The sequence below is a fragment of the Aeromonas sp. DSM 116730 genome (assembly GCF_046581335.1).
In the GTDB taxonomy this organism is placed as follows: domain Bacteria; phylum Pseudomonadota; class Gammaproteobacteria; order Enterobacterales; family Aeromonadaceae; genus Aeromonas; species Aeromonas rivipollensis.
This window is the reverse complement of sequence record NZ_CP144265.1, coordinates 2,371,728-2,396,034: the sequence shown is the minus strand read 5'-3', so window position 1 is coordinate 2,396,034 and position 24,307 is coordinate 2,371,728. Positions and strand designations below refer to the sequence as shown.

Sequence of the window (24,307 nt, the reverse complement as noted above, 5' to 3'; positions counted from 1 at the left end):
GTGATCAATCATTCATATGTGACGCATTACGACATAAAATCATTCTTTTATGAATGATAAAGGTACGCGTTGCGACACTTGATGATACCGAAACGGGGTGAGTATGTCAGGGAAAACACCAGAGTGGATCAGGGCTGAGCTCATAAAACGCGGATATTCCCAGGCTGCTTGGGCCCGCGCCAAAGGGTTGCATCCCAGAGCTGTGCAGCGCTGCATCAAGCAATATGCCCCATCCATGGGCGTCAGCCCCAAGCGAAGGGAAAGCCGTTCCATCATGACGCTGCTTTCCGAATCGCTGGGCCTCGATTTGCTGGGAGGTGACCAATGAGCACCTGGTTAACCGCCCAATTGCTGGCCGGATTGGTTGGTATGCCAGCCTATCCCGACGGTGTGCGCAAGAAGGCAGAGCGTGAAGAGTGGCAAAGTCGCAAGCGTGAGAAAGGCAAGGGCACCGAATACCACATCAGCTCTTTGCCTGCCGAGACCCGTCGTTATCTGGCCGAACGCGCAGTGGCTGAGCAAGGTCAGGCGGTGACCGATCATGCGGCCGGTGGCAAGGCGATGGCCAAGCTGCTTGCTCGTGAAGTGCCAGTGAAGCCGGATGCGGGCCGCAAATTGCTGACCCTGGGCGCTGCCGCCCGCAAGAAGGTAGATGCCCGGCTGTTGATCCTGCAGGCCGCCGATCTCTTCCTGGCTCCTTATCAAGCATGTCAGCAAGGGGAGGTGGGGCGCCGCGCCTTTATCGAGGCATACCGCACCCGCAGCCTGTCACTACCTGTGAGCGTCTATGAGCAGCAAAAGCCGTTCAGCCTGATCACCTTGCGGCGCTGGCAAGGCACCCTGGCCGATGCCGGCCCGGCGGCACTGGCAGGCAACTACCAGCGGGAGCGGCCATCCAGCGTCGAGCAAAGCCCGGATCTGGCCCGGTTCCTCACGGCATTAATCACCGCCAAACCGCACTTGGCCAACAAGTGGGGGGCGCTGCATGAGTTGGCGACCCAGTACAGCGAGATGAACCAGCTTGGCTGGCAGATCCCCAGCCAGTCCTCCTTGCGCCGCTGGCTGGTCAAGTGGTTGGCAGAGAACAAGGTGGCCTTTACCTATGCCACCAACCCCGACGCTTACAACAACAAGTACCGCACTGCCATCGAAGAGATGTACCCCTGGATGGGCCAGCCCAACGACGTCTGGGAGTTCGACAGTACCCCTGTCGATGCCATGTTGGTGGAAGGCCGCCACAGCATTATCGCGGTGATCGATGTGTTCACCCGTCGGGTGCGGTTGCTGGTGGCCAAGACCTCATCGAGCGAGGGGATCTGCCTGCTGCTGCGCAAGACTCTGCTGACCTGGGGCACCCTCAACGACAACGGGGTGATGCGTACCGACAACGGTTCCGATTACGTGAGCCAGCGGGTCATGTCCATCTGCACCCTGCTCGGCATGAACGTCAGCCGATCCAACGCCTATTCGGGATGGGAGAAGCCGCATATCGAGCGCTTCTTCCGCACTCTTTCCCACGGTCTGATCGAGTTGCTGCCCGCCTATATCGGGCACTGCGTGGCCGATCGCCAAGTGATCGAGGCTCGCAAGAGCTTTGCCCAGCGGCTGGAGGAGAAGCGCAAGCCGGATGCGGAAAAAGAGATCTACGAACTTGCCATGACAGCCGGCCAGTTACAGACCCTGCTCGATGACTGGCTCGATGCCCGTTATCACAACCGCAAACACAGTTCGCTCGGGATGACCCCCAACGAGAAGTACCAAAGCGCCCGCTATCAGCGCCGCGCGATCGTCGATGAGTCGGCGCTGGATCTGCTGCTCAACCATATCGGTGAGGCCACTGTCTCCAAGGGCTTCATCAAGGCCGGCGGCCTCAAGTACAGCGCCCCGGAGTTACTGGAGAACAGTTGGAAGAGCCAGCGGGTCAGCGTGTTCCTCGACCCGAGCGATGTGGGCCGGGCCATCTTGTATCGCACTGGCGACTGGAACGAGCGGATCGAGGCCGTGAACCTCGACCTGCTGGGGAACGGGGTGAGCCCGGATGCCTTCCGCGCCGCCAAGCGTGCCGATGCCAAGGCGCTGGCGAGTTTTCGCCGTGAGATGCGCAGCCTCGCCAAGACCTTCGGCATCAACGAACTGCATCAGGATGTGGTGCGCCACTTCGTTGACCAGGCGCGTGATGTTGCCCAGTTCCAACGCAGTGATCTCGGGCTCGATAACCCGGCATTGGCGGCGCTCTCAGGCATTGCCGCACCCACTGAACCTGCCCAATTCAGCGCGGCAGAGCTGGCTGCGATAGAAGCCCGCCGCGAAGAGAAAGCAGCCCGCGCACAGGCGACTGCCGGGCAGGAATCCAGGGCGCTCAAGACCGAGTACGAACAGGCCATGTATCTGGCCGAGAAGGAGTTGGATACCCCGCTGACCGAGCGGGAGAAGGAGTGGCTGACCAAGTACCTCTACAGCCACAAGCTGATGGCGAAACGGATTATCCGCCATCTGGAAAACATCAGGGCCACTCGCAACACCCACGCAAAAGGTTAACGAGCGGCCCTGTACATCTACTTCATAAGGACAAGAAGACTATGAAACACAAGATCGTCGAAGTCAAAAACATGATCAAGACCGAGCAGTTGCTCGACAACTTGCTCAACCGATCCAGCATCGTGCCGGGCATCGGGTTGATCCACGGCCCTTCCGGCTTTGGCAAGACCACCGCCGTGGAGTGGTTGTTCAACCAGGACGAAGTGAACGGCATCTATGTGCGCTGCTACAAGGCCGACACCGTGACCAGCTTGCTGGAGCAGATCTCCAAAGAGATCGGCATTCCTCAGCGCCACAACCTGCGGGCCCAGGTCGATAGCATCGTCGAAGCGGTACGGGCCGAGGAGCTGGCCATCTTCGTGGACGAGGCGGATTACGTGGTCGGGAATGCCCGCATCATGGAGACCCTGCGCGATATCTATGACGCCACCGAACAGCCGCTGATCCTGGTGGGGATGGAGGAGATTGCCCGTCGCATCAGCCAGCGCAAGCAGCTGTTTAACCGCATCTCTCAGTGGATCGAATTCAAGCCCGCCGACCTGGAGGATGTCTCCCTCATCGCCAACGAGATGCTGGAGGTTGACGTGGAGATTGACGACGCCCTGCTGGACCTTATCCGCAAACGCTCGAACGGGGTGGTGCGCACCATCGTCTCGGCCCTGGACAAGATAGAGAAGATGGCCATGGCCTCTGATGCCCGGATTATCCGGCTGGAGGACGTGGACGCGAGCGAACTGCTGCATGACGTGCGCCGCAGCCGGTAGCCCAAGGACAGCACATAACAACAAAGCACGGGAGGGATTCCAGGGTGGATAAAAACAGTGAACCCATGACGGCACGCGCTTGGCAATGGATGTGCGAGCAGGAGACTTTCGTCATCAAGGATGTGGTTGCCGTGACCGGTATGTCAGAGCCCCACATTTACAAGGTTGTGAGAGATTGGCTTTCCTCTGGCCATCTGATTAAAAACCCAGCTGGTGTTGCGACGAAACCGGCTTGGTTCAAGGTAGCCACTTTGGGCAAGGCCCCGCCAATAGGGAAAAACAGTGGAACGAAAAAGCCCAAATGTCGGAGCAAGCGCAAAACGAATCAGCAGAAGATGTGGAACACCATGAAGATCAGCGGCCGATTTACCTTGGCGGATTTGATGCTCACCGCCAACGTCAGCCAGCGTCAAGCCTGGCATTTCACTAACTGCCTGGTTAAAGCGGGTTATGTGAATGTCCTCTACAAGGTGGACAAATTTTTGCCGGTGCGAGCGAGAACAGGTTTAACAGGGCGGTTCCAACTGGTCAGGGATACCGGTCGCCATTCCCCTATCTGTCGGGCCAATGGTTGTTGGGATCAAAACCAGAAGCAGCTTTATCCGTTCCTGATGGAGGGGGATAAGCATGGACACGTGGCTTGAGGTATTGCAGGCCGAAGTCGGGGCCAGTTCGTTGGCCGTGGTGGCCGAGAAGCTTGGTCTGTCCCGCACCACGATAAGCCAGGTCTGCAACGAGAAGTACCCAGGAGATCTGGCCCGGGTGCAGAAGCTGGTGGAAGGCAACCTGATGGGACACAAGGTGACCTGCCCCATTTTGGGGGAGATCCCGGTGCATCAGTGCCTGGCCCATCAGCGGCGACGGGCGGACGAGGTTGGGACCAGACCGATGGACATCAAGCTCTGGAAGGCCTGTCACAGTGGCTGCCCCCATAGCCAGCTCAGTGAAGATCAGCAACTGCGCCGGCCGATGCGCCTCGCCGTCGAACAGGTTGGCAGAAGTGTGGAGAAGGGCGCCCGCTATGACGCAGAGGCCACCCTCTCCAGGTTGCGCCGCCAAGCGAAAAGCGATGGAGAGAACGCCAGCAGCAGCCTGCGCATCTTGGCTGAGCTGCTGGCCGAGGAGCTCAAGATCCTGGGCATTAAATACAACCGGCTGCTCGACAAGGTTGAGAAGCACGGCCAGTAAACCAGCGGGCTCGGGGTGTGCAGTGGGCCCAGTGAGACATCACAAGGAGAACGGGATGAACAGAAATCTGCAGAACACCGCCGACCAGCTGCGCCTCTGGCTGACGGCAAACGGGTGCAAGGTTCGCACCGGCCAGGTGCGCCATACCCCGCTGCTGATGGTAACGGGGCCCTTACCCCCGGAGATGACGCGGCGGGCGGTGTGGGGGCGCGAGTACCTAGCCGGTGTGGTCAGTGAGGTGGCCATGGTGCGCTTTGGCGGCTGTGTCCTGCACTGGCGCCAGTAAGCGACCACCAAACCACAACGGGATAAATCAAGGAGAGCCTTATGCAAGAAGCACAGACCAAAGAGACGACGCCGATGCGGCAGAACGCCCAGGGGCACTGGGTACCGGAAACCTTAATCGCCCCAGCGGACAAGCTGCGCGATGAGGTGGTGATGAACATCATCGCGGCAGCCAAGGAAGAGCGCTCCCGCCTGGCCGCCTTCAAGATCGGCGCCATGCAGCAGATCGCCGACTTTGTGGACCTCTCGGCTGAGCAGTACGGGGTGGCCTGGGGCGGCACCAAGGGCAACGTCACCCTGCTCAGCTTCGACGGCCGCTACAAGCTCGTTCGAGCGGTGGGGGAACACCGAAAATTTGATGAACGGATCCAGGCGGCCAAGGTGCTGATCGATAGCTGCATCGAGCGCTGGAGCGATGGGGCTGACGCCAAGTTGCGGGCCCTGGTGGACCACGCCTTTCGGGTTTCCAAGGCCGGTCATATCGACGTCAACCAGGTGCTCTCCCTGCGTCAGCTCAACATCGAGGACGCCGACTGGGAGCAGGCCATGCAAGCCATCGCCGACGCCATCCAGGTGACCGGCACCAGCCAATACCTGCGGCTCTACGAGCGGGACGGCCAGGGCCGTTACGTTCAGATGAGCCTGGATCTGGCCAAGTTGTAAGGAGAGATGCGAGATGGAAAACGTAAAGGCTCTGCTGAACACCAGCGTGGCCGATGCCAAGAGCTCCCTAGAGTGCCAGCTGCGCAGTAATCCGCGCCTTGCCTTGAGCGATGCGCAGCTCGCTCTGGATTTTATGGATTCGCAAGAAGTCACCGGGGCGGTGCACAAGTCTCGCCGTGCGATGCTGTGCACCATCGTCAGCAAGGCGAGAAAAGCACTATCCCACTAAGCGAAACGGGGGCTTGCCCCCGTCTATCCAGCGTGGTGGCTGGATACTGATGAGCAGCCGACCTGGGCCCAGGTCTTCACCGCCTCGATAAAGGAGCACGGCGATGACCAAAACAGAGATGGATATTCGGCTTACCAAGATATTCAGCGCGGCCGCCATTGCACAGGCGACCCCTGATAAACGGGCTGTGTGCAGACAGCTCAAGCAGTTTGATAGAGAAGCTCGTGCGCAGGGGCTGTTTGCCCTGGCAGGGGAGGCCAGCCAGATGCGCTGGCAACTCGTGGCAGAGTTGCAGCAAGCCAGAGCGGCAGAGGTCAGCCATGGCTGCGTCTAATTGGCAGGGTTTGCTGGCCTATGTGATGAAGTTCGGCCCATTGAGCCAGCAAGGCGCCGAGCAGTGGCTCGATCGTCATTGTCCGCAATGGCGTAGTGGGCGCGACGTGGCCGCCGGCCAGATCTGGGTGGCAAAAGTGGGGAGAAATCATGACAGCAAACAATGAGCGTACCCGCTTGATCCGGTTGGTACAGGTGGGCCGCCGCTCCCTGGGGCTGGATGAGGAAACCTATCGGGAGCTGCTGGCCCAGCAGAGTGGCAAGCGCTCGGCGGCAGAACTGACGCTCCAGGAGTTGGACAAAGTGCTGCTGGCCATGAAGGGGGTGGGGTTTAAACCGATCGTTAAACGTGCCGTAAACGGGGGCAAACCAAAGCGTTTAAGCCCGGTTCGCGGCGCCCCGACCAAGACAGCCGAGATAGGCGTGATCCGGGCTATCTGGATCACCATGCACCGCCATGGCCTGCTGCGTGATGGTAGCGAGACGGCGCTCAATCAATATGTGGAGCGTCAGACGGTGCGGATCAACAACGGGGTTGGTGTAGCCGAAGTGGCCTGGCTCAGCGAGGCGCTGGCTTACCCGGTACTGGAGTCCCTCAAAAACTGGCACAAGCGGGAGATGGTCAAGGCGCTGCAGGCGGCCGAGCGAGCTATCCCTCTCAGCAAGAACGGGGAGCGGGTGGCGGGTTACCAGGCCGTGCTGGCAGCTTTCGAGCAGATGCAAGCGGAGATGCAACATGGATGAACTGAAACACAACCAGGGGAACCTGGACCTGTTTGCCGATGACCATGAATCTCTGGGTCAGCTGGTGGACCGGCTCGACCAGATCCCAGTCACTGAGCTGACAGCCAAGTGGCCCAAGGCACTGGCCGAATTGGTCGATGTACTGGCCTGTGAGCTCGGTCGGGGTGGTATGGTGCCCGAGTTGGCCCGTGCCCAAGCCCGTAAGCTGGCGCTGGTACAGGCTCACTATATGGGCGGCCGGGCCTACTACATCCCGACCGGGGAGCACCTCAAGGCGGCACTGCGCGACCGGGCCATCTGGGATGAGTTCAATGGCCGTAATATCGATCAACTGGCCCGAAAGCACGGTCTCTCGGTGCCGCAGACTTATGCCGTAGTGGCGGAACAGCGGCAATTGCAAAGGTCAAGGAGTCAAGAGAGTCTTTTTTCTGAGCAATGAATTCCTGTGTCCTAGCACTCTCTCTTCCAGAAACGTATACTCCGATGCCTATGATTGAAGATGATATAGAGTTCCACATGCAGCAGAAAAAATACCGCCTCATTGACCTTTTTTCCGGGGCTGGGGGGATGACACTTGGATTTACAGATCACCGCTTTGGCGGTGGCTTTGAGTGCGTCCTGTCTGTTGATAACAATGCAGCGGCTATGGCTACTCATGAGGCTGCGTATGCTGCCCCATGTATCGTGGGTAACATCGAAGAATGGATAAAAACGAATCCTGTTATACCTGCTGCAGATGTTGTGATCGGTGGTCCTCCTTGCCAAGGGTTTAGCCTTCTCAATAAGAACAGAGACGGAGATGGAAGACGTGCCCTATGGGAACCCTATATGGATGTGGTGCATCTTTGTGGCGCTAAGATGTTTGTTATGGAGAATGTAACAGAACTACTACGTTCTGATGAGTTCGGCGACATAGCAAAACGAGCTGCTGATATGGGGTTTGATCTAATATTTGACGTATTTAATGCGGCAGATTATGGGACACCTCAAACGAGAAAAAGAGCAATCATCATTGGTTGGAAGAAAGGGTTCGTTGTAGATCCTATCCTGCCTGCACCAACGCACTCTAAAGACCCAGAGAATGGATTGTTGGCATGGCGAACAGTCAAAGATGCTATTGCAGATCTCCCCGAACCTATAGGGACAGAGATACGCGATTGTAAACCACCGCTGAATCTTCACTTTGGTCGCAAGCCAACAGACGTCAGCCTAGCTCGCTATAAAGTTGTGCCCCCTGGTGGAAATCGATTTGACCTACAAAGGAACGCACCGGAAATCACGCCTGCGTGCTGGATAAAGAAAACTTCCGGTGGAACTGACTTGTTTGGTCGTCTGTGGTGGGATCGCCCAAGCGTGACGATTAGAACCGAATTTTTCAAACCAGAAAAAGGGCGTTATCTACATCCTGAAAAGCATCGACCCATTACTCACCGTGAAGCGGCCAGGCTGATGGGGTTCCCTGATGATTTTCCTTTCAAGGGCTCTAAGACCGAAATCGCACGTCAGATAGGTAATGCTGTGCCACCACCGCTGGCCGGTGCTATTGCCAATTCAGTTTATCGCGCACTCGCTAATCAGACCTCAAGCCAAGCGGCTTGAGGTCGTTCTGATACTCGGGGAAAAGTATGGCAAGAAGATCTCGCCAAGAAGATCCAGAGTTTTTACGTCAAAAGCTGCTTGTTCTTATTCAGAATTTTGAAGATGAGCTTAAAAATGGAGACCTAAGAAGCAAGGTAATAGCTTTGGTTCCTGCTCATCATATTTTCCGTGATCTTGGGAGTTCTCTGATCCCACGAGAAGAGGCAAAATCGGCTCGGGACAGAATTGAGCGATATCTAACTTGTTACCCACGTCAGATTATCAAAGGGGACGAATTGATGGTCGTCTCAGGTATTGGCGAGTGGGCTAGACGGGTTCGTGAACTTAGGGTCCAATTTGGATGGAATATTGCGACTGGCATCACAGCTAGAGAGATGCAGGATGCAGGTGATTTTTCATTCAGTGAGCTAGGCAAAGACAAGCTCGGCCCTGATGACTATGTTCTGTTGGATGAACACCAAGATAAAGAAGCTGCATATCGTTGGCACACCGCCAATGATATTCGAAAAAAATCGATAGCAGTGAAAGATAAATTACTGGAGTTTCTGAAGGCGAACGTTGGACAACCAGTAACTGGTGAAGAACTTCGTTATGTGGCTAAAGACTCAACAGAATGGGCCCGTAGGGTTAGAGAACTAAGGACAGAAGAAGGTTGGGCCGTCGCATCACGTTCAACAGGTCGTCCTGATCTCCCGATCGGGGTCTATGTGTTAGAAAACACGCATCAAACCCCGCCCCATGACCGTAAAATACCTGATGATGTTAGACGTTCTGTATTGGTTAGAGATAAATATGCGTGCCAAAAATGTCATTGGAGTCATGACATGTGGAACAAAGCAGACCCCCGTCATTTGGAATTACATCATGTTGAACACCATGCGAGAGGTGGGGCGAATACAGAGTCAAATCTGATCACTCTTTGTACCGTTTGTCACGACAAGGTGCATCGTGATGAAAGAAAAAATAAAGGCATCAAATACAGCACAGATTGATGTCTAAATAGCCAACTGTTTGGAACCTTGGTCGTTCGTACTAACGCACCATAAACCCACCTTCATAAGGCCCCTCGGTACGCTGCGATAACGCAGTTAATCGAGGGGCCTTTTATGTTGCCTGATACCTATCCCATAGCGCTTGCCTGGTTGCTTCGCCCCGATGTGGAAGGGGGCGAGGTCAACCACCCGGCCGACCGTGGCGGCCATACCAAGTTCGGCATGGCGGATGCCGCCGACGGCAAGAAAGACGGCATGCTCGATCTCGATCGCGATGGCCGGCCGGATATTGCCGTCGGCGATGCGACCCCTGCCCACGCCAAGCTGTTTTACCGCGCGAACTACTGGCTGCCAGCCCGCTGTGATCGGGTCGATAGTGTCTGCCCGCTGATTGCCATCGCCCTGTTCGACGGCGCCGTGCATCACGGCCCTGGCCGCTCGGTACGCCAGCTGCAGCAGGCGCTTGGCGTCTTAGCTGATGGGCTACTGGGCTCCCATACCCTGCGGGTGCTGGCAGCCAAGACAGGGCGAGACGGTGGCCGCGCCCTGTTGCTTGCGCTGCTTGAGGTCCGCGCCGGCTTCATGCTCGGCATCGTGCGCAAAGACCCGAGCCAGTGGGCCAATGCCCATGGCTGGAGCAACCGCCTGCTGCGCCTGCAGAGCTACCTGCTCTCTACCCGGTTCGGGGAGGGGGTTGCATGAGCAAACCTAGCCTCATCAACAAGCGTCGTCAGGCGTTGCAAGGGATCCAGGCCGCTGGCTATTTCGGCATCCCCGAACTCAAGAACCCCCGTTACCTCGCCTGCTTCAAGGATGGGCGTCGCGCCCATCTGAAGGCCTATCTGACCGAACCCGCCCCCACGGACCTGGAGACGATCCCGCTCTACAGCCATCACCCCACCCGACAGTCCCTGTTTGCCCAGGGCTGGCGGTCGGTGGGCGAGCTGGATCGCCTGGGGGCCCGTGCCCGTCTTACCCCAACCCAACATAAGGACGCTCATCATGCCTGATTCCCTGTTACCCCAAGCAAAGCCTGCGCTCAAAAGCCGCGCCGTGATCGGCGGTGTGATTGCCGTGGGGGCCGGTATCGCCGGCCTGTTCGGCGTACCGGTCGATGCCGGTACCCAAGCCAGCCTGGCCACCACCATCGTGGATCTGGCCAGTGCCATCGGTGGCCTGCTGGCCATCTGGGGGCGTCTCAAGGCGACCCATGTCATCAAGTAGGCCAGGAGACTCCCTTGAGCGACCCCATAGACCGCGCCCAGCAGCTCGATGCCGAGCGAACCGGGCGCCTTATTCAGTCCCATCAAACAAGGGCAAGGCCCCATGGGGATGGCATCTGCTGCGATTGCGATGACGCCATCCCGCCCTTGCGCCTTGCAGCAGAACCTGGTGCCGAGCGCTGCATCGAGTGCCAGACCCTATTCGAGCGCAAGGAGGCTGTCCGTGTGGGAATTCATCGTTAAGAACTGGGGCCCGCTTTATGCGTTGGCCAGCCTAGTGGGCCTGGTGGTCATCATTCTGCTCTCCAAGACCTACGCCAAACGCGAAGACCTCACCGGTCTGACAGAGCGGGTGCAGCGGGTGGAGCAGGTGCTGACCGATCTGCCGAGCGAGCGGGAGCTGCACAAACTGCAGCTGGAGATCAGCGAACTTCGCGGCGAGCTGCGGGAGATGAAGCCGGACCTGCGGCAAAACCGTCGCCTTGCCGAGCTGCTGCTGGAAAATGAACTCAAGGAGAAGGCATGAGCATTCAAGGAATATTGGACGCCCAGCAACGCCTGGTGATCTTGCGCTCTCTGCTCGATATCGGCGGGGCGGCCAACGAGTCGATCCTTAACGATTGCCTCGATCAGTTGGGCACCGGCCGGGTGTCCCGGGACAAGGTCAAGACCCTGCTGGCCTGGCTGGAAGAGCAGGGGCTGGTGCGCATCGAACGCCTCGCCCAGGTGCAGGTGGCCCATCTCACCGGTCGGGGTCAAGATGTGGCCGAGGGGCGGTCCAGCGTGCCCGGCGTCAAGAAGCCCAGGGCGGAGGATTGACCATGGCCGAGAAACCGACCCGGGGCCGCCCCAACAAGATCTGGCTGCTGCCCGAGACTATCCGCGATGCCCTCAACGCCATGCTGCGGGATCGGGCCAACAGCCAGGCCGCCATCCTGGACGAGATCAACGGCCTTATCGAGGGGGCGGGGTTACCCGATGACCTCAAACTTTCCCGCTCGGGCTTGAGTCGCCACGCCAGCCAGGTGGAACAGGTGGGCCAGCACCTGCGGGACTTGCGGGAGACTACAGCGGCACTGACCTCCCAGCTTGGTGACAAGCCGATGGGGGAGACCACCAAGCTCATCCTGGAACTCGGCCGCTCCCAGTTGTTCAAGGCGATGCTGGCCCAGGTGCAAAACCCGGAGGAGGCGGTGGATATCGACATGCTGAAAAACGCCATGCTGGCAGCTCAGCGGCTCGAATCCACCGCCATGCAGAGCCACAAGCGGGAGAAGGAGATCCGCCAGGCCTTTGCCGAGGAGGTGGCCGAACGTACCTCGGCCATCGTTATCCAGGCAGGCCTGAGCGGTGAAGCCGCCGCCGCCCTTCGCCGTGAAATACTGGGGATTGCCTGATGACCGCCATTGCTCAGACCCCTATCGCCCAGCAGTTGGCCCAGACACTCGGTACCGAATACAACCCCGACGAGGTGCTGCTGCCCTACCAGCGCATCTGGATTGCCGACGAAAGCCCCCTCAAGATCGCCGAGAAGAGCCGCCGCACCGGTATTACCTGGGCGGAGGCGGCTGATGCAGCTCTGACGGCCTCCAAGGCCAAGGCGGCCGGCGGCTGCCACCACTTCTATGTGGGCAGCAACAAGGAGATGGCCCGCGAGTTTATCGACGCCGTGGCCATGTGGGCCAAGGCCTACAACAAGGCGGCTGGTGAGATCCAGGAGGCGGTGTTCACCGACGACGAGGACAAGGCGATCCTCACCTTCGTGGTCTATTTCGCCTCTGGCTTCAAGGTGCAGGCGCTCTCCAGCAACCCCTCCAACCTGCGGGGGATGCAGGGCAATGTGACTATCGACGAAGCCGCCTTCCATGATCGGTTGGCCGAGGTGCTCAAGGCTGCCATGGCGCTGACCATGTGGGGGGCCAAGGTGCGCCTTATCAGTACCCACAACGGCGTCGATAACCTGTTTAACCAGCTGATAAACGACAGCCGGGCGGGTCGTAAAGACTATTCCATTCACACCATCAGCCTGGACGACGCCTGCCGTCAGGGGCTCTATCGCCGCATCTGCCAGGTCAAGGGCACACCCTGGACACCGGACGCCGAGGAGAGCTGGAAGGCTGGGCTGCTCAAGGCCACCGCCACCGAGGAAGACGCGTTGGAGGAGTATTTCTGCGTGCCCAAGCAGAGCAGCGGCGTCTACATCAAGCGCACCCTGATCGAGCGGGCCATGCAGCCGAATATCCCCATCCTGCGCTTCACTTCCCCTGCGGACTTCGAGCTGCAAAGCGAGGAGACCCGCAAGGCGGTGGCGGAGATCTGGTGCGAGGAGAACCTCAAGCCCTGCCTGGAAGCACTCGATCGCAGCTGCCGCCATGTGCTCGGCGAGGATTTTGCCCGCAAAGGGGATCTCTCGGTGTTTGTCCCGCTCGAAATCGCGGCCAACCTGCGCAAGCGGGTGCCCTTCGTAGTGGAGCTAGTCAATGCCCCCTATGAGACCCAGCGCCAGATCCTCTTTTACCTGCTGCAGGGGCTACACCGCTTCACGGCGGCCGCCTTCGATGCCACCGGCAACGGCGGCTATCTGGCAGAAGCTGCCCGGCTGCGCTGGGGCGCCAGCATGATCGAGTGCGTGATGCTCAATGACCCCTGGTACCGGGAGTGGATGCCCAAGCTCAAGGCCGAGTTCGAGGACGACAACCTGGTGATCCCGCGCCATGCAGACGTGCAGGACGACCTCGGCAAAATCCAGGTCATCAACGGCATTCCCAAGATCGACAAGGGCAAGAACACCGGCCAGGGCGGCCAGCAGCGCCACGGCGACTTTGCCGTGGCCTTGGCCATGGCCGTGCGGGCGAGTTGGATGGAGGGGGGCGCCATCGAGTTCACCCCCTTACCTGGTAAACACGGGCGCGACAGCAACGACGACTATCACCCATCCCTCGGGACGAGGGATCTGATCAAAAGTGAGAGAGGGGGTTGGTAATGGCCGGACTCATCGACATTCATGGCAACTCGCTGCGCCTGCAGAAAGAGCCGCAAACCGAAAACGATGCCAAGCTGGCCCAGCTGCGCCGTCACTACAGCGAACACCCCACGGTGGGGCTTACCCCGGGCAAGGCGGCCGCTGCGCTGAAAGAGGCGGAGGAGGGAAGCCTCATCGCCCAGTGCGAGCTGGCCGAAGACATGGAAGAGAAGGACGCTCACCTGCAGAGCGAGCTTGGCAAGCGGCGCCGGTCCCTGCTCGGGGTGAGCTGGACCATAGAGCCGCCCCGTAATGCCACTCCCGCCGAGCAGCGCGACTGCGAGATGATCCGCGAGCTGCTGGAGGACTTCACCTGGCTGGACGACGCAATCTTTGACGCCACCGATGCGGTGCTCAAGGGGTTCAGTGCCCAGGAGTTCAGCGGCTGGGAGATGGTGGAGGGGCTGCAGCTCCCCAAGGGCATCGTCTGGCGCGATCCCGCCTGGTTCCAGACCCACCCGGATGACTGGAACCAGTTGCGACTGCGGGACGGCAGCAAGGAGGGGGCGGCCCTCAATCCGTTCGGCTGGATCATGCACAAGGCCAAGTCGAAGTCGGGGTATCTCGCCCGCACGGGCCTTATCAGCACCCTGGTCTGGCCCTTCCTGTTCAAGAACTACAGCGTGCGCGATCTGGCCGAGTTTCTGGAGATCTACGGCCTGCCGGTGCGCCTCGGCAAATACCCGGAAGGGGCGACCGAGAAGGAGAAATCCACCTTGCTGCAGGCGGTGCTCTCCATCGGCCATAACGCCGGCGGCATCATCCCCCGGGGGATGGAGATCGAGTTCCAGAACGCGGCCAATGGCCAGGCCGATCCCTTTGTTGTGATGATGGATTGGTGCGAACGCTCCATGAGCAAGGCCATCCTGGGAGGCACCTTGACCAGCCAGGCCGACGGCAAGAGCTCGACCAATGCGCTCGGCAATGTGCATAACGAGGTGCGCCAGGAGGTGCGGGACGCCGACCTTCGCCAGCTCGCCGCGACCCTGACCCGGGATCTGGTCTATCCGCTGTTTGCCCTGAACGGCAAGAGCTTCCAGGGGCCGCGCCGCTGCCCGCGCCTGGAGTTCGATGTGACCGAGCCTGAGGACATGCGCGATCTGGCCTATCCGCTGCGGGCCCTGGTGGGCATGGGGATGCAGATCCCGGCGCAGTGGGTGCGTGACAAACTGCAGATCCCGGCGCCCAAGGAAGGGGAAGAGGTGCTGGTCATCGTCGATAAGCAGGCAGGGGCCGGGGAGGCGGCCCTGACGGCGCAAGGGTTGGCGGCGCTGGCGGCAAAGCACCCTGCCCGGGGTGATAACAACGACGCCCAGCTGGCCCGCCTGCAGGCCGAGGCGGCCCCCTTGCTCGCTGGCATGACCGATGCCGTCCAGGCACTGGTGATGCAGGCCACCACCATGGAGGAGATCCGGGATGGCTTGCTGGCGCTGGAGCCCAACCTCAGTCATGACGAACTGGGGGCGCTGCTGGCCCAGGCCATTGCCGCCAGCGAACTGCTCGGCATGTTGGAGATGGAGGAGGGCAACTGATGCCCGTTCGTTACGGCAGTCTGCCGTTCGAGGAGGCGATCGCCTTCTTTCGCCAGAAGCTGAATATGCCGAGCGAGCGTTGGGCCGATGTGTGGCGCGATGCCCATAACCGCGCCTTTATGGTGGCGGGGGCGACCAAGACTGACTTGCTGGCGGACCTGCGCGGCGCGGTGGACAAGGCGATAAGCGAGGGGCAATCCCTCGGCGCGTTCCAGAAGGCGTTCAAGGATATCGTGGCTCGCCACGGTTGGGAGCATACCGGCCCAGCCTCCTGGCGCTCTCGCGTCATCTTCGAGACCAACCTGCGCCAGAGCTATAACGCCGGGCGTGATGACCAGATTGAGCGCATCAAGCACAAGCGCCCCTATGCCCTTTATCGTCACGGCGACTCCGAGCACCCCAGGGAACTGCACCTCAAGTGGAACAACCTGGTGCTGCTGGTGGACCATCCCTGGTGGGATACCCACAGCCCAAGCAACGGCTATGGCTGTAAGTGCAAGAAGTTCCTGCTCTCCGAGGCGGATCTCAAGCGGCGTGGGTTGACAGTGGGCCAGGCACCGGATGACGGCAATTATGAGTGGGTGGACAAGGCGACCGGGGAGATACACCGGATCCCCCGTGGCATCGATCCGGGTTTCGATTACCGGCCAAAGACGCCCGCCGCCCTGACCGAGGCCATGGCCAAGCGGGAGGCGGCGAAACCCGCGCTGGCCGAGCGCTTGCCGCAGCGGATGGTGGAGAGCGCGTTTTCGACCGCCAAGGGGGTGACGGCGCAGGGGGTCAGCGATCTGCTGGCCCAGCTTCCCGCACCCCAGCGCGAGCCCTTGGCGGCCTTCCTCAAGGCGCAACCAATCAAGACCTTGTTTATCAAGCAGACCGAGATGGGGAAGGGGGCGGCAGGGCTCAAGGTTGCGCCGGCCATTGCCGAGTACCTGGGCACAGACCCTTACCTGGTGCGGTCCCTCTATTACACGCGCCGGGCCAGCGCGACCAACGGCTTTACGGCCAAAAGCTGGGGCCATCTGGTTATCAAAGTGAAGGCGGGTGATACACTCAAAGCAGTGGACATGCAGGCGGTGCAAGCGGCGGCGGCCGAGGTGGTGACCGATGCCCATGCCAACACTGGGCCCCGTCACTGGTTGCCAAGGGGGACCAGTGGCGAGACCTTGCGCCGTCACTGGAGCATCTCCGCCAACGTCGGCGGCAAGCAGGGGGAATCAGCCCAGCGGCTCTCTACCTGGTTGCATGAGCTGGGCCACCAGGTTCACTTCTGGGCCGGGGAGCCTGACCTGACGGGGGTGGGACTGCTGACGGAGTATGCCGGCAAGACCAGGATGGAAGCCGCCGCCGAGGCATTTGCCGCCTGGGTCTTGGCGAGGGATGCCATGGTGACGCATTTCCCCGAACTGGCCAAACGAGTGGAGGCCATGCTGGCCCAGGCCACGACCGCCAGCCGCAAAGGAGAGAAAGGATGACCCTGTTGGAACAAGCCAGCGCCCTGCTGGCAGAAGATGGCCCCTTTACCCTGGCACAGGCCAAGGCGCTGGATGCCTTGTGCGAACAAGCCGAAGGTGAAGAGGCAGAACTGTTGGGGGATCTCTGGGCCGCCGCCATGGCTGCGGCTGATGAAGAGGCCATGCACTTTATGACCACCTTCGAGGATGAGGCCTGATGGCGGGCAGCTTTATCGCCATCAGCCACCACGGGGTGGCCGATGCCCATGAGCTGCTGGCCAGGCTCTATCAGCGTACCGGTGATCTGAGCGAGCCCCTGGCGGATATCGGCGAGGGACTGCTGCTGTCGCACCGAGATCGCTGGGATGCGCAGGAGACCCCGGAAGGAGAGCCCTGGGCCCCGCTCTCGGACAAGTACCGCGCCCGCAAGCCGCGCCATGCCGACGAGGTGCTGCGCCTCAACGACGATCTGCGCGACACCCTCAACTATCAGGCCGATCCCCAGGCCCTCTACTTCGGCACCCCGCTGGAATACGGCGCCACTCACCAGTTCGGCCGCCCCGAGATCAACCTGCCTGAGCGCCCCTATCTGGGGCTGTCGGAAACAGACCAGCAGAGCGTACTGGAGACGCTGGAAGGCTATCTGACGGCGGACGCGCCCTAAGCCTCTGGGCGCGTTTACGGGGACAGGGCCGGTGCGATGGTATGGCCCGTCCGCTCTTCGCCCAGCAAAACGGTGTTTAAACACCCTTAAACAGTACCGGCACCCCCTGCTGTTGCAGTAACCCACCATAAACCCCACCCCTTGCTCTCCTCCCTGACACTGGCGCCAGTGATTTTTGCTGTGACCAGCCGGAGTGAGAGTGATGCCCCCATCTGCGATTGCCGTGGCCATCTTGAATGCCAGACCCTCCCCCCTGGGGCTGGCTGTGCTCGATGCGGCACTTGGCCCGAGCGACGACGGCTGGCACCAGTTGCTGCCGGTCGGCCCCTTCAAGGCCAGGGATGGCCGTCCCTTCGACGTGCCTGGCGGCCATTGGCTGCTCGACAAGACCATCGCCACCACCCTGATCAACCGTGCCAAGACCCTTGGCCAAGACATCCTCATCGACTACGACCACCAGACCCTCAAGGTGGATCAGAACGGCCAGCCAGCCCCGGCGGCCGGTTGGTACAACGGCGACGAAATTGAGTGGCGCGAGGGCCAGGGCCTCTTTATCAAACCCCGCTGGACCGAGCGGGCCGCCGCCCTGGTCGCTGCCAAAGAGTATCGCTTCCTCTCTGCCGTCTTCCCCTATGACGCTCAGGGCCGCCCCCTGGAGCTGCGCATGACTGCCATCACTAACGACCCCGGGGTGGTAGGTATGCAGGCGCTGGCGGCCTTGAGTGCTCAACCGATCCAACCCGGCCAGCTGGCCACCCCCGCCCATGCGGTACACAAGGAGACTTCCATGAATGAACTGCTGAAAAAGCTGCTGGCCAAGCTCGGTATCGAGTTGACCGGTGACCCGACCGACGAGCAACTGCAGAAGGCGCTCACCGAGCTCGACAGCCTGCAGGCCAGCGCCAAGAAGGCGCCGGAGCTGGAGGCAGCGCTCTCGGCTGAAAAGGCCTCGCTGGCCGCGCTCAAAGCGCAGCCGGGTGGCCAGGTTGACCTGGCGCAATTCGTGCCGGTGGCGACCTATAACGCCCTGGTCACCCAGGTGGCGGCACTGACCGCCCAGGTGGACACCACCGACGCCGCGACCCTCATCAAGGAGGCTCGCACCGCAGGCAAAGTGGTGGCGGCCGAAGAGGAGTACTTGACCGCCTACGCCGCCCAGAAGGGGGTGGCCGCCCTCAAGGCGCTGCTGGAGCCGCGCCCGGCCATCGCCGCGCTCACGGCGAGCCAGACCGCCGCCGTCACCCTGCCGGAGAAAAAGGGGGATGCCGTGCTCTCGGCCGAGGACAAGTACGCCGCCGACCAGCTCGGCATCAGCCACGAGGACTTTGCCAAGGCCTGAGCAAGCCCCGTTTCACGCGAAGGCAGTTCCGTTTAACCAGAGAAGGAATAGACCATGGCCATGATTACACCCGCGCTGCTGCAGTCCCTCTTCACCGGCTTCAAGAAGAACTTTGAAGACGCCAAGAGCGAGGCGCCGACCCAGTACACCAAGATCGCCACCGTGATCAAATCGACCACCAAGTCCAACACCTATGGCTGGCTCGGCAAGTTCCCGAGCTTGCGCAAGTGGGTCGGGGATCGGGTGATCGAGTCGATGAAGACCCACGGTTACCAGATCGTCAACGAAGACTTCGAAGCCACCGTGGCCGTCGATCGCAACGATATCGCGGACGACGAGCTGGGCATCTATGCCCCGCTGTTCGCCGAGATGGGGCGCTCGGCCGGGGTACATCCCGACGAGCTCTGCTTCGGCCTCCTGGGCGCCGGTTTCACCACACCCTGCTACGACGCCCAGTATTTCTTCGATACCGATCACCCGGTCTATCCCAAGGTCGATGGCACCGGCACCCCGGCGCTGGTTGCCAACCTGGTGGTGGATGGCGCCTATACCGGCGAGCCCTGGTTCCTGCTCGATACCAGCCGCGCCCTCAAGCCGATCATCTTCCAGGATCGCAAGTCCCCCGAGCTTATCGCCATGACCAAGATTGACGACGAGGCGGTGTTCACCCGCAAGGAGTTCCGTTACGGGGTGGACTGCCGCGATGCCGCCGGCTTTGGCTTCTGGCAACTGGCGTTCGCCAACAAGCGGGCGCTGACCCCTGACAACCTGTGGGATGCCTTTTCCAGGATGCGTGCCTTCGAGGCGGACGGTGGCCGCAAGCTCGGCATCAAGCCGACCCTGCTGGTGGTGCCGGCCTCCCTGGAAAAGCTGGCGACCCAGATGCTGGAGCGTGAGCTCTCCGAGAGCTCCAGCAACGAGCTCAAGGGCAAGCTGGAACTGGTGGTGGCGGACTACCTGTAACCCACCCGTGCTGTTTAACGGCGGGGTTAAACGAGCACAGTGTGGACGTTTAACCCCCGTTTAAACCGGATCCTGGATTGAACGAGACAGAGGGAAACATGAGATGGAACACGAGATGGAACAGGCTATTCGAGTTGGCATCACATCAACGGTTCGTCAGGTCTATTATCGCGCGGGCCTGGCGATTGCACCTGGCAAATCTGAGCTGGATGTGTCGCCTGTGCAGTGCGAGACCCTGGAGGCCGATCCGCGCCTGGTGGTCACTCGCCTGCTGCTTGAAGGCGTCGCCCTCGCGCCGGCTGATACACCGCAGACGGACCGGGATTTGGACGCAGCAGTGGGCGGCCTGACCGGCTCGAGCTATCTGGCGGGCGTCGCCACGTTGGATGGCAAGGTCACCCCGTTGGCCGAGATGAAGGTCGATGAGCTGCGCGAACTGGCCGTGGAGATGGCGATCCCGGGGGTGGCCGGCATGAAGAAGGCCGAGCTGGCGGCCGCCATTGCGGCGACCGAGGTGCAATACCCGGTCAAGGACGAGGCTGGCACTACCACTGAGCCGCCTGCCGACCCTGTAGCCGAGGGCGCCTGATATGTACGCCAGCGTCAATGACATGGTGATCCGCTTTGGCGAGGCGGAGCTGTTGCGCCTGGCCATGACCCCGGCCGGCGAGCTGGATAGCGCGGCCATCACCATCGCACTGCAGGACGCCGGCGCCTTGATCGACGGCTACCTGGCGGGGCGCTACCCGTTGCCGCTGGCCCATGTCCCGAGTGCCCTTGTTCCGATCTGCGCCGACATTGCCCGCCACCGCCTCTATGGCGAGCAGGCGCCGGAGCAGATAGCCAAGCGCAATGAGGCGGCCCTGGCCTTCCTCAAGTTGGTGGGCAAGGGGGAGCTGGCGCTGGGACTGGCGGCCGATGGCGAGCAGGTGGAGAGCCAGAACCTGGCCCAGTTGCAATCCGATGGCCGGGTCTTTGGTCGAGGCAGTGGGGGCTTCTTATGAGTGGGCCCGAACTTGACTACCTCGCAGCGGGGGAGCGGTTGCGGGAGTTACTGCTGCCTTTGAAGGAGCGGGGGCTCAAGGAGGTGTTTGTGGCCACCGACCTGGATGCGGTGGCCAACCTGGGTCAACACAACCCGGCCATCCATGTGATTTACCAGGGAGAGCGGGAGAGTGAGACCACCCAATCCGGGCGGCAAAGCTCGTTCGATCAGGTCTGGTTGTTGGTGCTGGTGCACAGGGCTGCCCCGAAGGAAACCAGCGCCGGGGTATGGATGGGGCGGATCCTGCAGGCCATCGCTGGCCGTCCCTGTGGTGACAGTACCTTTCGGCGTGAAACCGCACCGGTGAAGCCGAGCTATAAGGGTGGGGTGGTGTATCTGCCCCTTGCCTTCAAGACGACAGTGAAATTCAAGGGAGAACGGTGATGAGCGAAACACTACACCTGGAAGGGGATCTCTATATCGAGACCTTTACCAACAACGTCTCGAACGGGGTGATTGGCCCGGTGGACGTCAACAGCCTGGAGGTCAAACCGGACAGCGATAAGATCAGCATCCCGAGCAAGCGCAAAGGCAAGCTGGGGCAGGCGCGGGAGACCTATTTCGTGCCCAAGCCGGCCACGGTCACCATCAAGACCAGCGAGATCCCGCCGGTGCTGCTGGCCGCCGCCTTTATGGGGCTGGAGAGTCCTATCAACCAGGGGGCGGGGACGCTGACCGAGGTGGCGCTGACCCTGCCGGCGCACCCCAAGTGGGTGAGCCTGGGCAAGACCAATCTCTCGGCCACCGGCCTGGTGGTGAAGGAGGGGGCCACCTCCTTGGTGCTCGGTACCGATTTCGAGATCAACTATGCCCTGGGGCTGCTGCGCGCCACCAAGGCCGGGGCGGTGGCAGACGGTGGTCCGGTGACGGTCAGCGCCAGCTATAACGCCGTCACCGGTTCGCGCATCGCCGGCAATGTGCAGCCGGAGGTGAAGGCGAAGCTCACCCTGGATGGGCGCAGTGTGATCGGTGGGGAGTCCATTATCCTGATTGTGCCCCGTGCCAGCCTGGCCCCCAAGAAGGCGGTGGATTTTCTCAGTGATAAACCCATCGAGATCGAGCTGGAAGGGGAGCTGCTGGCCCTGGATGGCGAGACAGCGCCCTTCTATGTGGACCGGCCTGAGACGGTGTAAGGGGTGGGAAAATAGAAACGGCGGGGAGATCCGCCGTTTTTTTATTTGCAGAGGACGTCAGATTACGTCAACTGGCTTACCAAACATACAGCTCTAAAAATCAACCAGTACGAATATAGGATACCGCTCTCTTGACTGCCCATACTAGCAAGGAGCCGATTAGAAATAGAATTAAAAACATCGGAGTTCCAATGGCATAATCGATCATTATTCTATTTCTTTGTCTTGAAATTTCATCGTCTATGTTCGTTTTAAGCTCAGATAGAATCCTTGAGCCTTCGACGCCTACGGAGAACTCAACTTGTGCGATGCCGTTAGGTATGCTGCATAAACCTGCAGTGTAGGTATCCCCATCATCATTGAAAGTTAACTCGTTGCATCCGAGGGGATTAAACCCTGTCATATCCTTGTGTCCAAATTGTATGGATATTGTCTTTCCCGCCATCATTCGCAGTTGTTCTATAGGTGAGCCGTAGCTGCTGTCAGTGCCCAAATAAGGGGTCGCTGATACAATGTGAACGCCAGGAATGTATCGTGGAGAGCCAGACACAAAGGCATGGGGGAACGAATTATTTTCGTATGGTCGAGTGTTAATATTAAACCATATGGGGTACTGGCTTTTAATTTCTTCATGCCATGGTTCACCCAAACCATCAGTCGTGCGACATTCCTCACTGAGGAAAACAGGACTGCCGCATAGAATTGCAATGTAATTGTGGGGGCGGATTACTGCTCTTGTAAAAATCCCTCCGGCTATAAGTAGAGGTAAAGTTATGACGATCAATAAACGTCGATATTGTGCCGCTGTCATTAACATTCCCTTTGGCAAACAGGCGCGATGTTCACAGCATAATTGAAGATATAAGTCGTGCATGTGACATATCTCAGTAATTCACCATAAATCCAGCCATTCACCCACCCCTTTACCATGGGGCAATCCAATTTTGTCAGGGTTGCCTCCATGTCCAACACCAACCTGAAACTCGCCCTGGAGCTCGCGGCCAAGGTCACCGGCCGCGAGGACCTGGCTGCGCTGGCGGGTGAGGTTTGGCGAATGTCCGATTACGCCTGCCGGCTAATCGCACCTACGCCCACGTTCTGACATGACTGCCGCCGAAACGACGCAGCAGCTGGCCACTCTTAAGGTGGCCAGCTGCTGCCAAGAGGGACATAAACAGGAAGGGGAGAGTTTGCCGCAATCGATGGTTGCGGCAACATAGGGGTCAGCGTAAAAGAAACAGGATATGGCGTTTGTCGTCCTGTTCTGCATAATCGACGACATCAAACTTGCTGCTGCTCTCTTGGGTGATTTGCTGGTGGGTTAATCCGGTGAGGCACCAGGGTTTGAAGCTGCCCGGTTTGATGGGGTAGTCGAGATAGCCGCGAATGGACTGACGCTGTGCGTCGTAAACTTCAATACATTGTGAGGTGAGTTGATTGATACCAATCAACCAGAGCAGGGCCCCGCTCAGGGTTTGCATATCATCACTGACCACGCAGCCATATTTTCCCCGCAGATATTGATAAACTTGTCGGGCAAGGCCGCTGCGGTAATCCGGGTCGATAAAGGCGCCACGGATTTGAATACCCTGTTGATCTTGTGCTTCTGCATTGATGGTCAGCTGTACCGGGTTATAAACAAAGCGGCCCACAACAGTATCGTTGCCGGTGCGGGCATCTGCGACAGAGGCTAGCAGCTCTTCCTCGCTCCACTGGCTGTCATCTTCGATAGCGTCGGTCAGCCACTCATCCACCCCCAGCTCGGTTACCACCAGACAGCATGAAAAGTCGCTGTCGTCGCTCATGCGATATTCAGTCAGCGCCAGTATTGCCAATTTGCGTCGGGCGATCATGAAGTGCTGAAAGGTCACCTCGTTTGTCATGCCTTCGGGGTCGGTATCGAGTTGTTTGCGGTAGGTCTGAACCAGATTGGGGGCCATAGTCTTCCCGGACTTGTCTCAAAAATAAAAAAGCCTGATTCGGAGATCAGGCTTTTACCACTCTTTGTTTATGCCAGCAGTTGCAGCTCTTGGGTCAGCGCTTCGTTGACTGCGCATTTTACCGCCTCGTCAAAACGTGAGTTAACTCTGTGGTGACTCGACGGTTTGACGGCATAACGGAGCTTGTCATTCTTGACTAACAGCTCTGCGATCGGTTCGATGTAGTAGCTTTCGGCACTGCTGTCGTTGCGCTTGGTTTCAAACTCATCACGCCACAGCACTATGTATCTTGGCTGATTGTATCTTGTGATATCACGGCGGATCTGGATGGGGCGCGGAAAGCTGTTATTGCTGACCTCTTTCACCACTTCAGTTTTTTGCAGTAAAGAGTGCATCGAGATTGTCATGTTGCACCTCCTTTGTTGCCGTGCCTGACAGTTGGTTGGTCACTCAGCCTCTTCTTGGCGCTAAGCTTGCTGGCAAGCTTAGCGCCAAGAAGAGGCTGAGTACACACGAATTCGCTTGTAAACCATACAAATATTGGCTGTTAACCCTCCCTTTATGCAGGGATGGAGTGGCAAAATATCACACATCCTTCCTTTCATTCTAGCGTTTCACCTCCTTGTGGCGTTCTTTTTTTAATCCACCATAACCCCT

General features: G+C 59.6%; 34 protein-coding genes and 1 other RNA gene. 32 read left to right on the top strand and 3 right to left on the bottom strand.

Annotated features, from left to right (window positions below):
• The first annotated feature begins 324 nt into the window (after positions 1 to 324).
• The 31 genes from Aeroheme_RS10950 (at position 325) to Aeroheme_RS10800 (ending at position 21,710) form a co-directional block, all read left to right on the top strand.
• A complete protein-coding gene (locus tag Aeroheme_RS10950; RefSeq protein WP_411165836.1) occupies positions 325 to 2,538 on the top strand; it encodes a DNA-binding protein in 2,214 nt (737 codons plus the stop codon).
• A gap of 41 nt (positions 2,539 to 2,579) precedes the next feature.
• Complete coding sequence (locus Aeroheme_RS10945; RefSeq protein WP_411165835.1) at positions 2,580 to 3,302, top strand: AAA family ATPase; 723 nt, start codon at positions 2,580 to 2,582, stop codon at positions 3,300 to 3,302.
• Positions 3,303 to 3,346: 44 nt separating this feature from the next.
• Positions 3,347 to 3,946, top strand: a complete 600-nt coding sequence (locus tag Aeroheme_RS10940; protein ID WP_408781231.1) for a hypothetical protein — start codon at positions 3,347 to 3,349, stop codon at positions 3,944 to 3,946.
• Positions 3,930 to 4,490 (top strand): transcriptional regulator, encoded by a 561-nt coding sequence (locus Aeroheme_RS10935; protein WP_411165834.1) that lies wholly within the window; start codon positions 3,930 to 3,932, stop codon positions 4,488 to 4,490. Before Aeroheme_RS10940 ends, Aeroheme_RS10935 begins: the two co-directional genes overlap by 17 nt.
• 55 nt (positions 4,491 to 4,545) lie before the next feature.
• A complete protein-coding gene (locus Aeroheme_RS10930; RefSeq protein ID WP_323939601.1) occupies positions 4,546 to 4,776 on the top strand; it encodes a hypothetical protein in 231 nt (76 codons plus the stop codon).
• Positions 4,777 to 4,817: 41 nt separating this feature from the next.
• Positions 4,818 to 5,438 carry a DUF3164 family protein gene (locus Aeroheme_RS10925; RefSeq protein ID WP_323939600.1) on the top strand — a complete coding sequence of 207 codons (621 nt, stop codon included), beginning with the start codon at positions 4,818 to 4,820 and terminating at the stop codon, positions 5,436 to 5,438.
• A 13-nt stretch (positions 5,439 to 5,451) separates the two neighbouring features.
• Positions 5,452 to 5,667: a hypothetical protein gene (locus Aeroheme_RS10920; protein WP_323939599.1), complete on the top strand. Its 216-nt coding sequence runs from the start codon at positions 5,452 to 5,454 to the stop codon at positions 5,665 to 5,667.
• Positions 5,666 to 5,730, top strand: an RNA gene (locus Aeroheme_RS10915) — hammerhead ribozyme type II. Before Aeroheme_RS10920 ends, Aeroheme_RS10915 begins: the two co-directional genes overlap by 2 nt.
• Before the next feature lie 40 nt (positions 5,731 to 5,770).
• Positions 5,771 to 6,001: a hypothetical protein gene (locus Aeroheme_RS10910; RefSeq protein ID WP_124813036.1), complete on the top strand. Its 231-nt coding sequence runs from the start codon at positions 5,771 to 5,773 to the stop codon at positions 5,999 to 6,001.
• Between the two features lie 149 nt (positions 6,002 to 6,150).
• Positions 6,151 to 6,744: a regulatory protein GemA gene (locus Aeroheme_RS10905; RefSeq protein ID WP_323939598.1), complete on the top strand. Its 594-nt coding sequence runs from the start codon at positions 6,151 to 6,153 to the stop codon at positions 6,742 to 6,744.
• The gene (locus tag Aeroheme_RS10900) at positions 6,737 to 7,183 is read left to right on the top strand and encodes a Mor transcription activator family protein (RefSeq protein WP_411165833.1); all 447 of its coding nucleotides are present in this window, start codon (positions 6,737 to 6,739) and stop codon (positions 7,181 to 7,183) included. The genes Aeroheme_RS10905 and Aeroheme_RS10900 overlap by 8 nt, the downstream gene beginning before the upstream one ends.
• A gap of 50 nt (positions 7,184 to 7,233) precedes the next feature.
• On the top strand, positions 7,234 to 8,343 hold the full coding sequence (locus Aeroheme_RS10895; protein WP_411165832.1) for a DNA cytosine methyltransferase: 1,110 nt from the start codon (positions 7,234 to 7,236) through the stop codon (positions 8,341 to 8,343).
• A 26-nt stretch (positions 8,344 to 8,369) separates the two neighbouring features.
• On the top strand, positions 8,370 to 9,335 hold the full coding sequence (locus tag Aeroheme_RS10890; protein ID WP_323939595.1) for an HNH endonuclease: 966 nt from the start codon (positions 8,370 to 8,372) through the stop codon (positions 9,333 to 9,335).
• A 114-nt stretch (positions 9,336 to 9,449) separates the two neighbouring features.
• Positions 9,450 to 10,037, top strand: a complete 588-nt coding sequence (locus Aeroheme_RS10885; protein ID WP_323939594.1) for a glycoside hydrolase family 108 protein — start codon at positions 9,450 to 9,452, stop codon at positions 10,035 to 10,037.
• Positions 10,034 to 10,345 carry a hypothetical protein gene (locus tag Aeroheme_RS10880; protein ID WP_323939593.1) on the top strand — a complete coding sequence of 104 codons (312 nt, stop codon included), beginning with the start codon at positions 10,034 to 10,036 and terminating at the stop codon, positions 10,343 to 10,345. Before Aeroheme_RS10885 ends, Aeroheme_RS10880 begins: the two co-directional genes overlap by 4 nt.
• The gene (locus Aeroheme_RS10875) at positions 10,338 to 10,559 is read left to right on the top strand and encodes a hypothetical protein (RefSeq protein ID WP_042074578.1); all 222 of its coding nucleotides are present in this window, start codon (positions 10,338 to 10,340) and stop codon (positions 10,557 to 10,559) included. The genes Aeroheme_RS10880 and Aeroheme_RS10875 overlap by 8 nt, the downstream gene beginning before the upstream one ends.
• Before the next feature lie 14 nt (positions 10,560 to 10,573).
• On the top strand, positions 10,574 to 10,801 hold the full coding sequence (locus tag Aeroheme_RS10870) for a TraR/DksA C4-type zinc finger protein (protein ID WP_124813752.1): 228 nt from the start codon (positions 10,574 to 10,576) through the stop codon (positions 10,799 to 10,801).
• On the top strand, positions 10,782 to 11,084 hold the full coding sequence (locus Aeroheme_RS10865; protein ID WP_124813751.1) for a DUF2730 family protein: 303 nt from the start codon (positions 10,782 to 10,784) through the stop codon (positions 11,082 to 11,084). Before Aeroheme_RS10870 ends, Aeroheme_RS10865 begins: the two co-directional genes overlap by 20 nt.
• Positions 11,081 to 11,377 carry an ArsR family transcriptional regulator gene (locus tag Aeroheme_RS10860; RefSeq protein ID WP_124813749.1) on the top strand — a complete coding sequence of 99 codons (297 nt, stop codon included), beginning with the start codon at positions 11,081 to 11,083 and terminating at the stop codon, positions 11,375 to 11,377. Before Aeroheme_RS10865 ends, Aeroheme_RS10860 begins: the two co-directional genes overlap by 4 nt.
• A 2-nt stretch (positions 11,378 to 11,379) precedes the next feature.
• Positions 11,380 to 11,955, top strand: coding sequence for a DUF3486 family protein (locus tag Aeroheme_RS10855; RefSeq protein WP_323939592.1), 576 nt, complete (start codon positions 11,380 to 11,382; stop codon positions 11,953 to 11,955).
• Positions 11,955 to 13,541 (top strand): terminase large subunit domain-containing protein, encoded by a 1,587-nt coding sequence (locus Aeroheme_RS10850; protein ID WP_411165831.1) that lies wholly within the window; start codon positions 11,955 to 11,957, stop codon positions 13,539 to 13,541. The genes Aeroheme_RS10855 and Aeroheme_RS10850 overlap by 1 nt, the downstream gene beginning before the upstream one ends.
• Complete coding sequence (locus Aeroheme_RS10845; RefSeq protein WP_411165830.1) at positions 13,541 to 15,112, top strand: DUF935 domain-containing protein; 1,572 nt, start codon at positions 13,541 to 13,543, stop codon at positions 15,110 to 15,112. Before Aeroheme_RS10850 ends, Aeroheme_RS10845 begins: the two co-directional genes overlap by 1 nt.
• Positions 15,112 to 16,587: a phage minor head protein gene (locus tag Aeroheme_RS10840; protein WP_411165829.1), complete on the top strand. Its 1,476-nt coding sequence runs from the start codon at positions 15,112 to 15,114 to the stop codon at positions 16,585 to 16,587. The genes Aeroheme_RS10845 and Aeroheme_RS10840 overlap by 1 nt, the downstream gene beginning before the upstream one ends.
• Positions 16,584 to 16,784: a hypothetical protein gene (locus tag Aeroheme_RS10835; RefSeq protein WP_411165828.1), complete on the top strand. Its 201-nt coding sequence runs from the start codon at positions 16,584 to 16,586 to the stop codon at positions 16,782 to 16,784. The genes Aeroheme_RS10840 and Aeroheme_RS10835 overlap by 4 nt, the downstream gene beginning before the upstream one ends.
• Complete coding sequence (locus tag Aeroheme_RS10830) at positions 16,784 to 17,230, top strand: phage virion morphogenesis protein (RefSeq protein ID WP_411165827.1); 447 nt, start codon at positions 16,784 to 16,786, stop codon at positions 17,228 to 17,230. Before Aeroheme_RS10835 ends, Aeroheme_RS10830 begins: the two co-directional genes overlap by 1 nt.
• Before the next feature lie 202 nt (positions 17,231 to 17,432).
• Positions 17,433 to 18,569, top strand: a complete 1,137-nt coding sequence (locus Aeroheme_RS10825; protein WP_411165826.1) for a phage protease — start codon at positions 17,433 to 17,435, stop codon at positions 18,567 to 18,569.
• A 54-nt stretch (positions 18,570 to 18,623) separates the two neighbouring features.
• The gene (locus Aeroheme_RS10820; RefSeq protein WP_263309000.1) at positions 18,624 to 19,532 is read left to right on the top strand and encodes a Mu-like prophage major head subunit gpT family protein; all 909 of its coding nucleotides are present in this window, start codon (positions 18,624 to 18,626) and stop codon (positions 19,530 to 19,532) included.
• A 103-nt stretch (positions 19,533 to 19,635) separates the two neighbouring features.
• On the top strand, positions 19,636 to 20,121 hold the full coding sequence (locus tag Aeroheme_RS10815; RefSeq protein WP_411165825.1) for a Rho termination factor N-terminal domain-containing protein: 486 nt from the start codon (positions 19,636 to 19,638) through the stop codon (positions 20,119 to 20,121).
• 1 nt (position 20,122) lies between these two features.
• A complete protein-coding gene (locus Aeroheme_RS10810) occupies positions 20,123 to 20,536 on the top strand; it encodes a gp436 family protein (RefSeq protein WP_411165824.1) in 414 nt (137 codons plus the stop codon).
• On the top strand, positions 20,533 to 20,961 hold the full coding sequence (locus Aeroheme_RS10805) for a hypothetical protein (protein WP_411165823.1): 429 nt from the start codon (positions 20,533 to 20,535) through the stop codon (positions 20,959 to 20,961). Before Aeroheme_RS10810 ends, Aeroheme_RS10805 begins: the two co-directional genes overlap by 4 nt.
• Positions 20,961 to 21,710 (top strand): hypothetical protein, encoded by a 750-nt coding sequence (locus tag Aeroheme_RS10800; RefSeq protein ID WP_411165822.1) that lies wholly within the window; start codon positions 20,961 to 20,963, stop codon positions 21,708 to 21,710. The genes Aeroheme_RS10805 and Aeroheme_RS10800 overlap by 1 nt, the downstream gene beginning before the upstream one ends.
• 100 nt (positions 21,711 to 21,810) lie before the next feature.
• Here the strand turns inward: Aeroheme_RS10800 and Aeroheme_RS10795 are convergent, their stop codons facing one another.
• Complete coding sequence (locus tag Aeroheme_RS10795; protein ID WP_411165821.1) at positions 21,811 to 22,521, bottom strand: hypothetical protein; 711 nt, start codon at positions 22,519 to 22,521, stop codon at positions 21,811 to 21,813.
• A 150-nt stretch (positions 22,522 to 22,671) separates the two neighbouring features.
• Here Aeroheme_RS10795 and Aeroheme_RS10790 point away from each other — a divergent pair, with 150 nt between their 5' ends.
• Positions 22,672 to 22,812, top strand: a complete 141-nt coding sequence (locus Aeroheme_RS10790; RefSeq protein ID WP_411165820.1) for a hypothetical protein — start codon at positions 22,672 to 22,674, stop codon at positions 22,810 to 22,812.
• 121 nt (positions 22,813 to 22,933) lie between these two features.
• Here the strand turns inward: Aeroheme_RS10790 and Aeroheme_RS10785 are convergent, their stop codons facing one another.
• Positions 22,934 to 23,650: a hypothetical protein gene (locus Aeroheme_RS10785; RefSeq protein WP_103261838.1), complete on the bottom strand. Its 717-nt coding sequence runs from the start codon at positions 23,648 to 23,650 to the stop codon at positions 22,934 to 22,936.
• 68 nt (positions 23,651 to 23,718) lie between these two features.
• On the bottom strand, positions 23,719 to 24,057 hold the full coding sequence (locus Aeroheme_RS10780; protein WP_103261839.1) for a hypothetical protein: 339 nt from the start codon (positions 24,055 to 24,057) through the stop codon (positions 23,719 to 23,721).
• Positions 24,058 to 24,307: the final 250 nt, after the last annotated feature.

What these genes read in the sequence shown, in the direction of transcription:
- Aeroheme_RS10825 (WP_411165826.1), top strand. Translation starts at nt 17,433, where the DNA reads ATGCCCCCATCTGCGATTGCCGTGGCCATCTTGAATGCCAGACCCTCC.
- Aeroheme_RS10795 (WP_411165821.1), bottom strand. Translation starts at nt 22,521, where the DNA reads ATGACAGCGGCACAATATCGACGTTTATTGATCGTCATAACTTTACCT.
- Aeroheme_RS10880 (WP_323939593.1), top strand. Translation starts at nt 10,034, where the DNA reads ATGAGCAAACCTAGCCTCATCAACAAGCGTCGTCAGGCGTTGCAAGGG.
- Aeroheme_RS10890 (WP_323939595.1), top strand. Translation starts at nt 8,370, where the DNA reads ATGGCAAGAAGATCTCGCCAAGAAGATCCAGAGTTTTTACGTCAAAAG.
- Aeroheme_RS10910 (WP_124813036.1), top strand. Translation starts at nt 5,771, where the DNA reads ATGACCAAAACAGAGATGGATATTCGGCTTACCAAGATATTCAGCGCG.
- Aeroheme_RS10800 (WP_411165822.1), top strand. Translation starts at nt 20,961, where the DNA reads ATGAGCGAAACACTACACCTGGAAGGGGATCTCTATATCGAGACCTTT.
- Aeroheme_RS10930 (WP_323939601.1), top strand. Translation starts at nt 4,546, where the DNA reads ATGAACAGAAATCTGCAGAACACCGCCGACCAGCTGCGCCTCTGGCTG.
- Aeroheme_RS10840 (WP_411165829.1), top strand. Translation starts at nt 15,112, where the DNA reads ATGCCCGTTCGTTACGGCAGTCTGCCGTTCGAGGAGGCGATCGCCTTC.
- Aeroheme_RS10790 (WP_411165820.1), top strand. Translation starts at nt 22,672, where the DNA reads ATGTCCAACACCAACCTGAAACTCGCCCTGGAGCTCGCGGCCAAGGTC.
- Aeroheme_RS10845 (WP_411165830.1), top strand. Translation starts at nt 13,541, where the DNA reads ATGGCCGGACTCATCGACATTCATGGCAACTCGCTGCGCCTGCAGAAA.
- Aeroheme_RS10805 (WP_411165823.1), top strand. Translation starts at nt 20,533, where the DNA reads ATGAGTGGGCCCGAACTTGACTACCTCGCAGCGGGGGAGCGGTTGCGG.
- Aeroheme_RS10780 (WP_103261839.1), bottom strand. Translation starts at nt 24,057, where the DNA reads ATGACAATCTCGATGCACTCTTTACTGCAAAAAACTGAAGTGGTGAAA.
- Aeroheme_RS10885 (WP_323939594.1), top strand. Translation starts at nt 9,450, where the DNA reads ATGTTGCCTGATACCTATCCCATAGCGCTTGCCTGGTTGCTTCGCCCC.
- Aeroheme_RS10860 (WP_124813749.1), top strand. Translation starts at nt 11,081, where the DNA reads ATGAGCATTCAAGGAATATTGGACGCCCAGCAACGCCTGGTGATCTTG.
- Aeroheme_RS10935 (WP_411165834.1), top strand. Translation starts at nt 3,930, where the DNA reads ATGGACACGTGGCTTGAGGTATTGCAGGCCGAAGTCGGGGCCAGTTCG.
- Aeroheme_RS10820 (WP_263309000.1), top strand. Translation starts at nt 18,624, where the DNA reads ATGGCCATGATTACACCCGCGCTGCTGCAGTCCCTCTTCACCGGCTTC.
- Aeroheme_RS10785 (WP_103261838.1), bottom strand. Translation starts at nt 23,650, where the DNA reads ATGGCCCCCAATCTGGTTCAGACCTACCGCAAACAACTCGATACCGAC.
- Aeroheme_RS10925 (WP_323939600.1), top strand. Translation starts at nt 4,818, where the DNA reads ATGCAAGAAGCACAGACCAAAGAGACGACGCCGATGCGGCAGAACGCC.
- Aeroheme_RS10815 (WP_411165825.1), top strand. Translation starts at nt 19,636, where the DNA reads ATGGAACACGAGATGGAACAGGCTATTCGAGTTGGCATCACATCAACG.
- Aeroheme_RS10850 (WP_411165831.1), top strand. Translation starts at nt 11,955, where the DNA reads ATGACCGCCATTGCTCAGACCCCTATCGCCCAGCAGTTGGCCCAGACA.
- Aeroheme_RS10950 (WP_411165836.1), top strand. Translation starts at nt 325, where the DNA reads ATGAGCACCTGGTTAACCGCCCAATTGCTGGCCGGATTGGTTGGTATG.
- Aeroheme_RS10945 (WP_411165835.1), top strand. Translation starts at nt 2,580, where the DNA reads ATGAAACACAAGATCGTCGAAGTCAAAAACATGATCAAGACCGAGCAG.
- Aeroheme_RS10855 (WP_323939592.1), top strand. Translation starts at nt 11,380, where the DNA reads ATGGCCGAGAAACCGACCCGGGGCCGCCCCAACAAGATCTGGCTGCTG.
- Aeroheme_RS10920 (WP_323939599.1), top strand. Translation starts at nt 5,452, where the DNA reads ATGGAAAACGTAAAGGCTCTGCTGAACACCAGCGTGGCCGATGCCAAG.
- Aeroheme_RS10895 (WP_411165832.1), top strand. Translation starts at nt 7,234, where the DNA reads ATGATTGAAGATGATATAGAGTTCCACATGCAGCAGAAAAAATACCGC.
- Aeroheme_RS10900 (WP_411165833.1), top strand. Translation starts at nt 6,737, where the DNA reads ATGGATGAACTGAAACACAACCAGGGGAACCTGGACCTGTTTGCCGAT.
- Aeroheme_RS10810 (WP_411165824.1), top strand. Translation starts at nt 20,123, where the DNA reads ATGTACGCCAGCGTCAATGACATGGTGATCCGCTTTGGCGAGGCGGAG.
- Aeroheme_RS10905 (WP_323939598.1), top strand. Translation starts at nt 6,151, where the DNA reads ATGACAGCAAACAATGAGCGTACCCGCTTGATCCGGTTGGTACAGGTG.
- Aeroheme_RS10875 (WP_042074578.1), top strand. Translation starts at nt 10,338, where the DNA reads ATGCCTGATTCCCTGTTACCCCAAGCAAAGCCTGCGCTCAAAAGCCGC.
- Aeroheme_RS10835 (WP_411165828.1), top strand. Translation starts at nt 16,584, where the DNA reads ATGACCCTGTTGGAACAAGCCAGCGCCCTGCTGGCAGAAGATGGCCCC.
- Aeroheme_RS10830 (WP_411165827.1), top strand. Translation starts at nt 16,784, where the DNA reads ATGGCGGGCAGCTTTATCGCCATCAGCCACCACGGGGTGGCCGATGCC.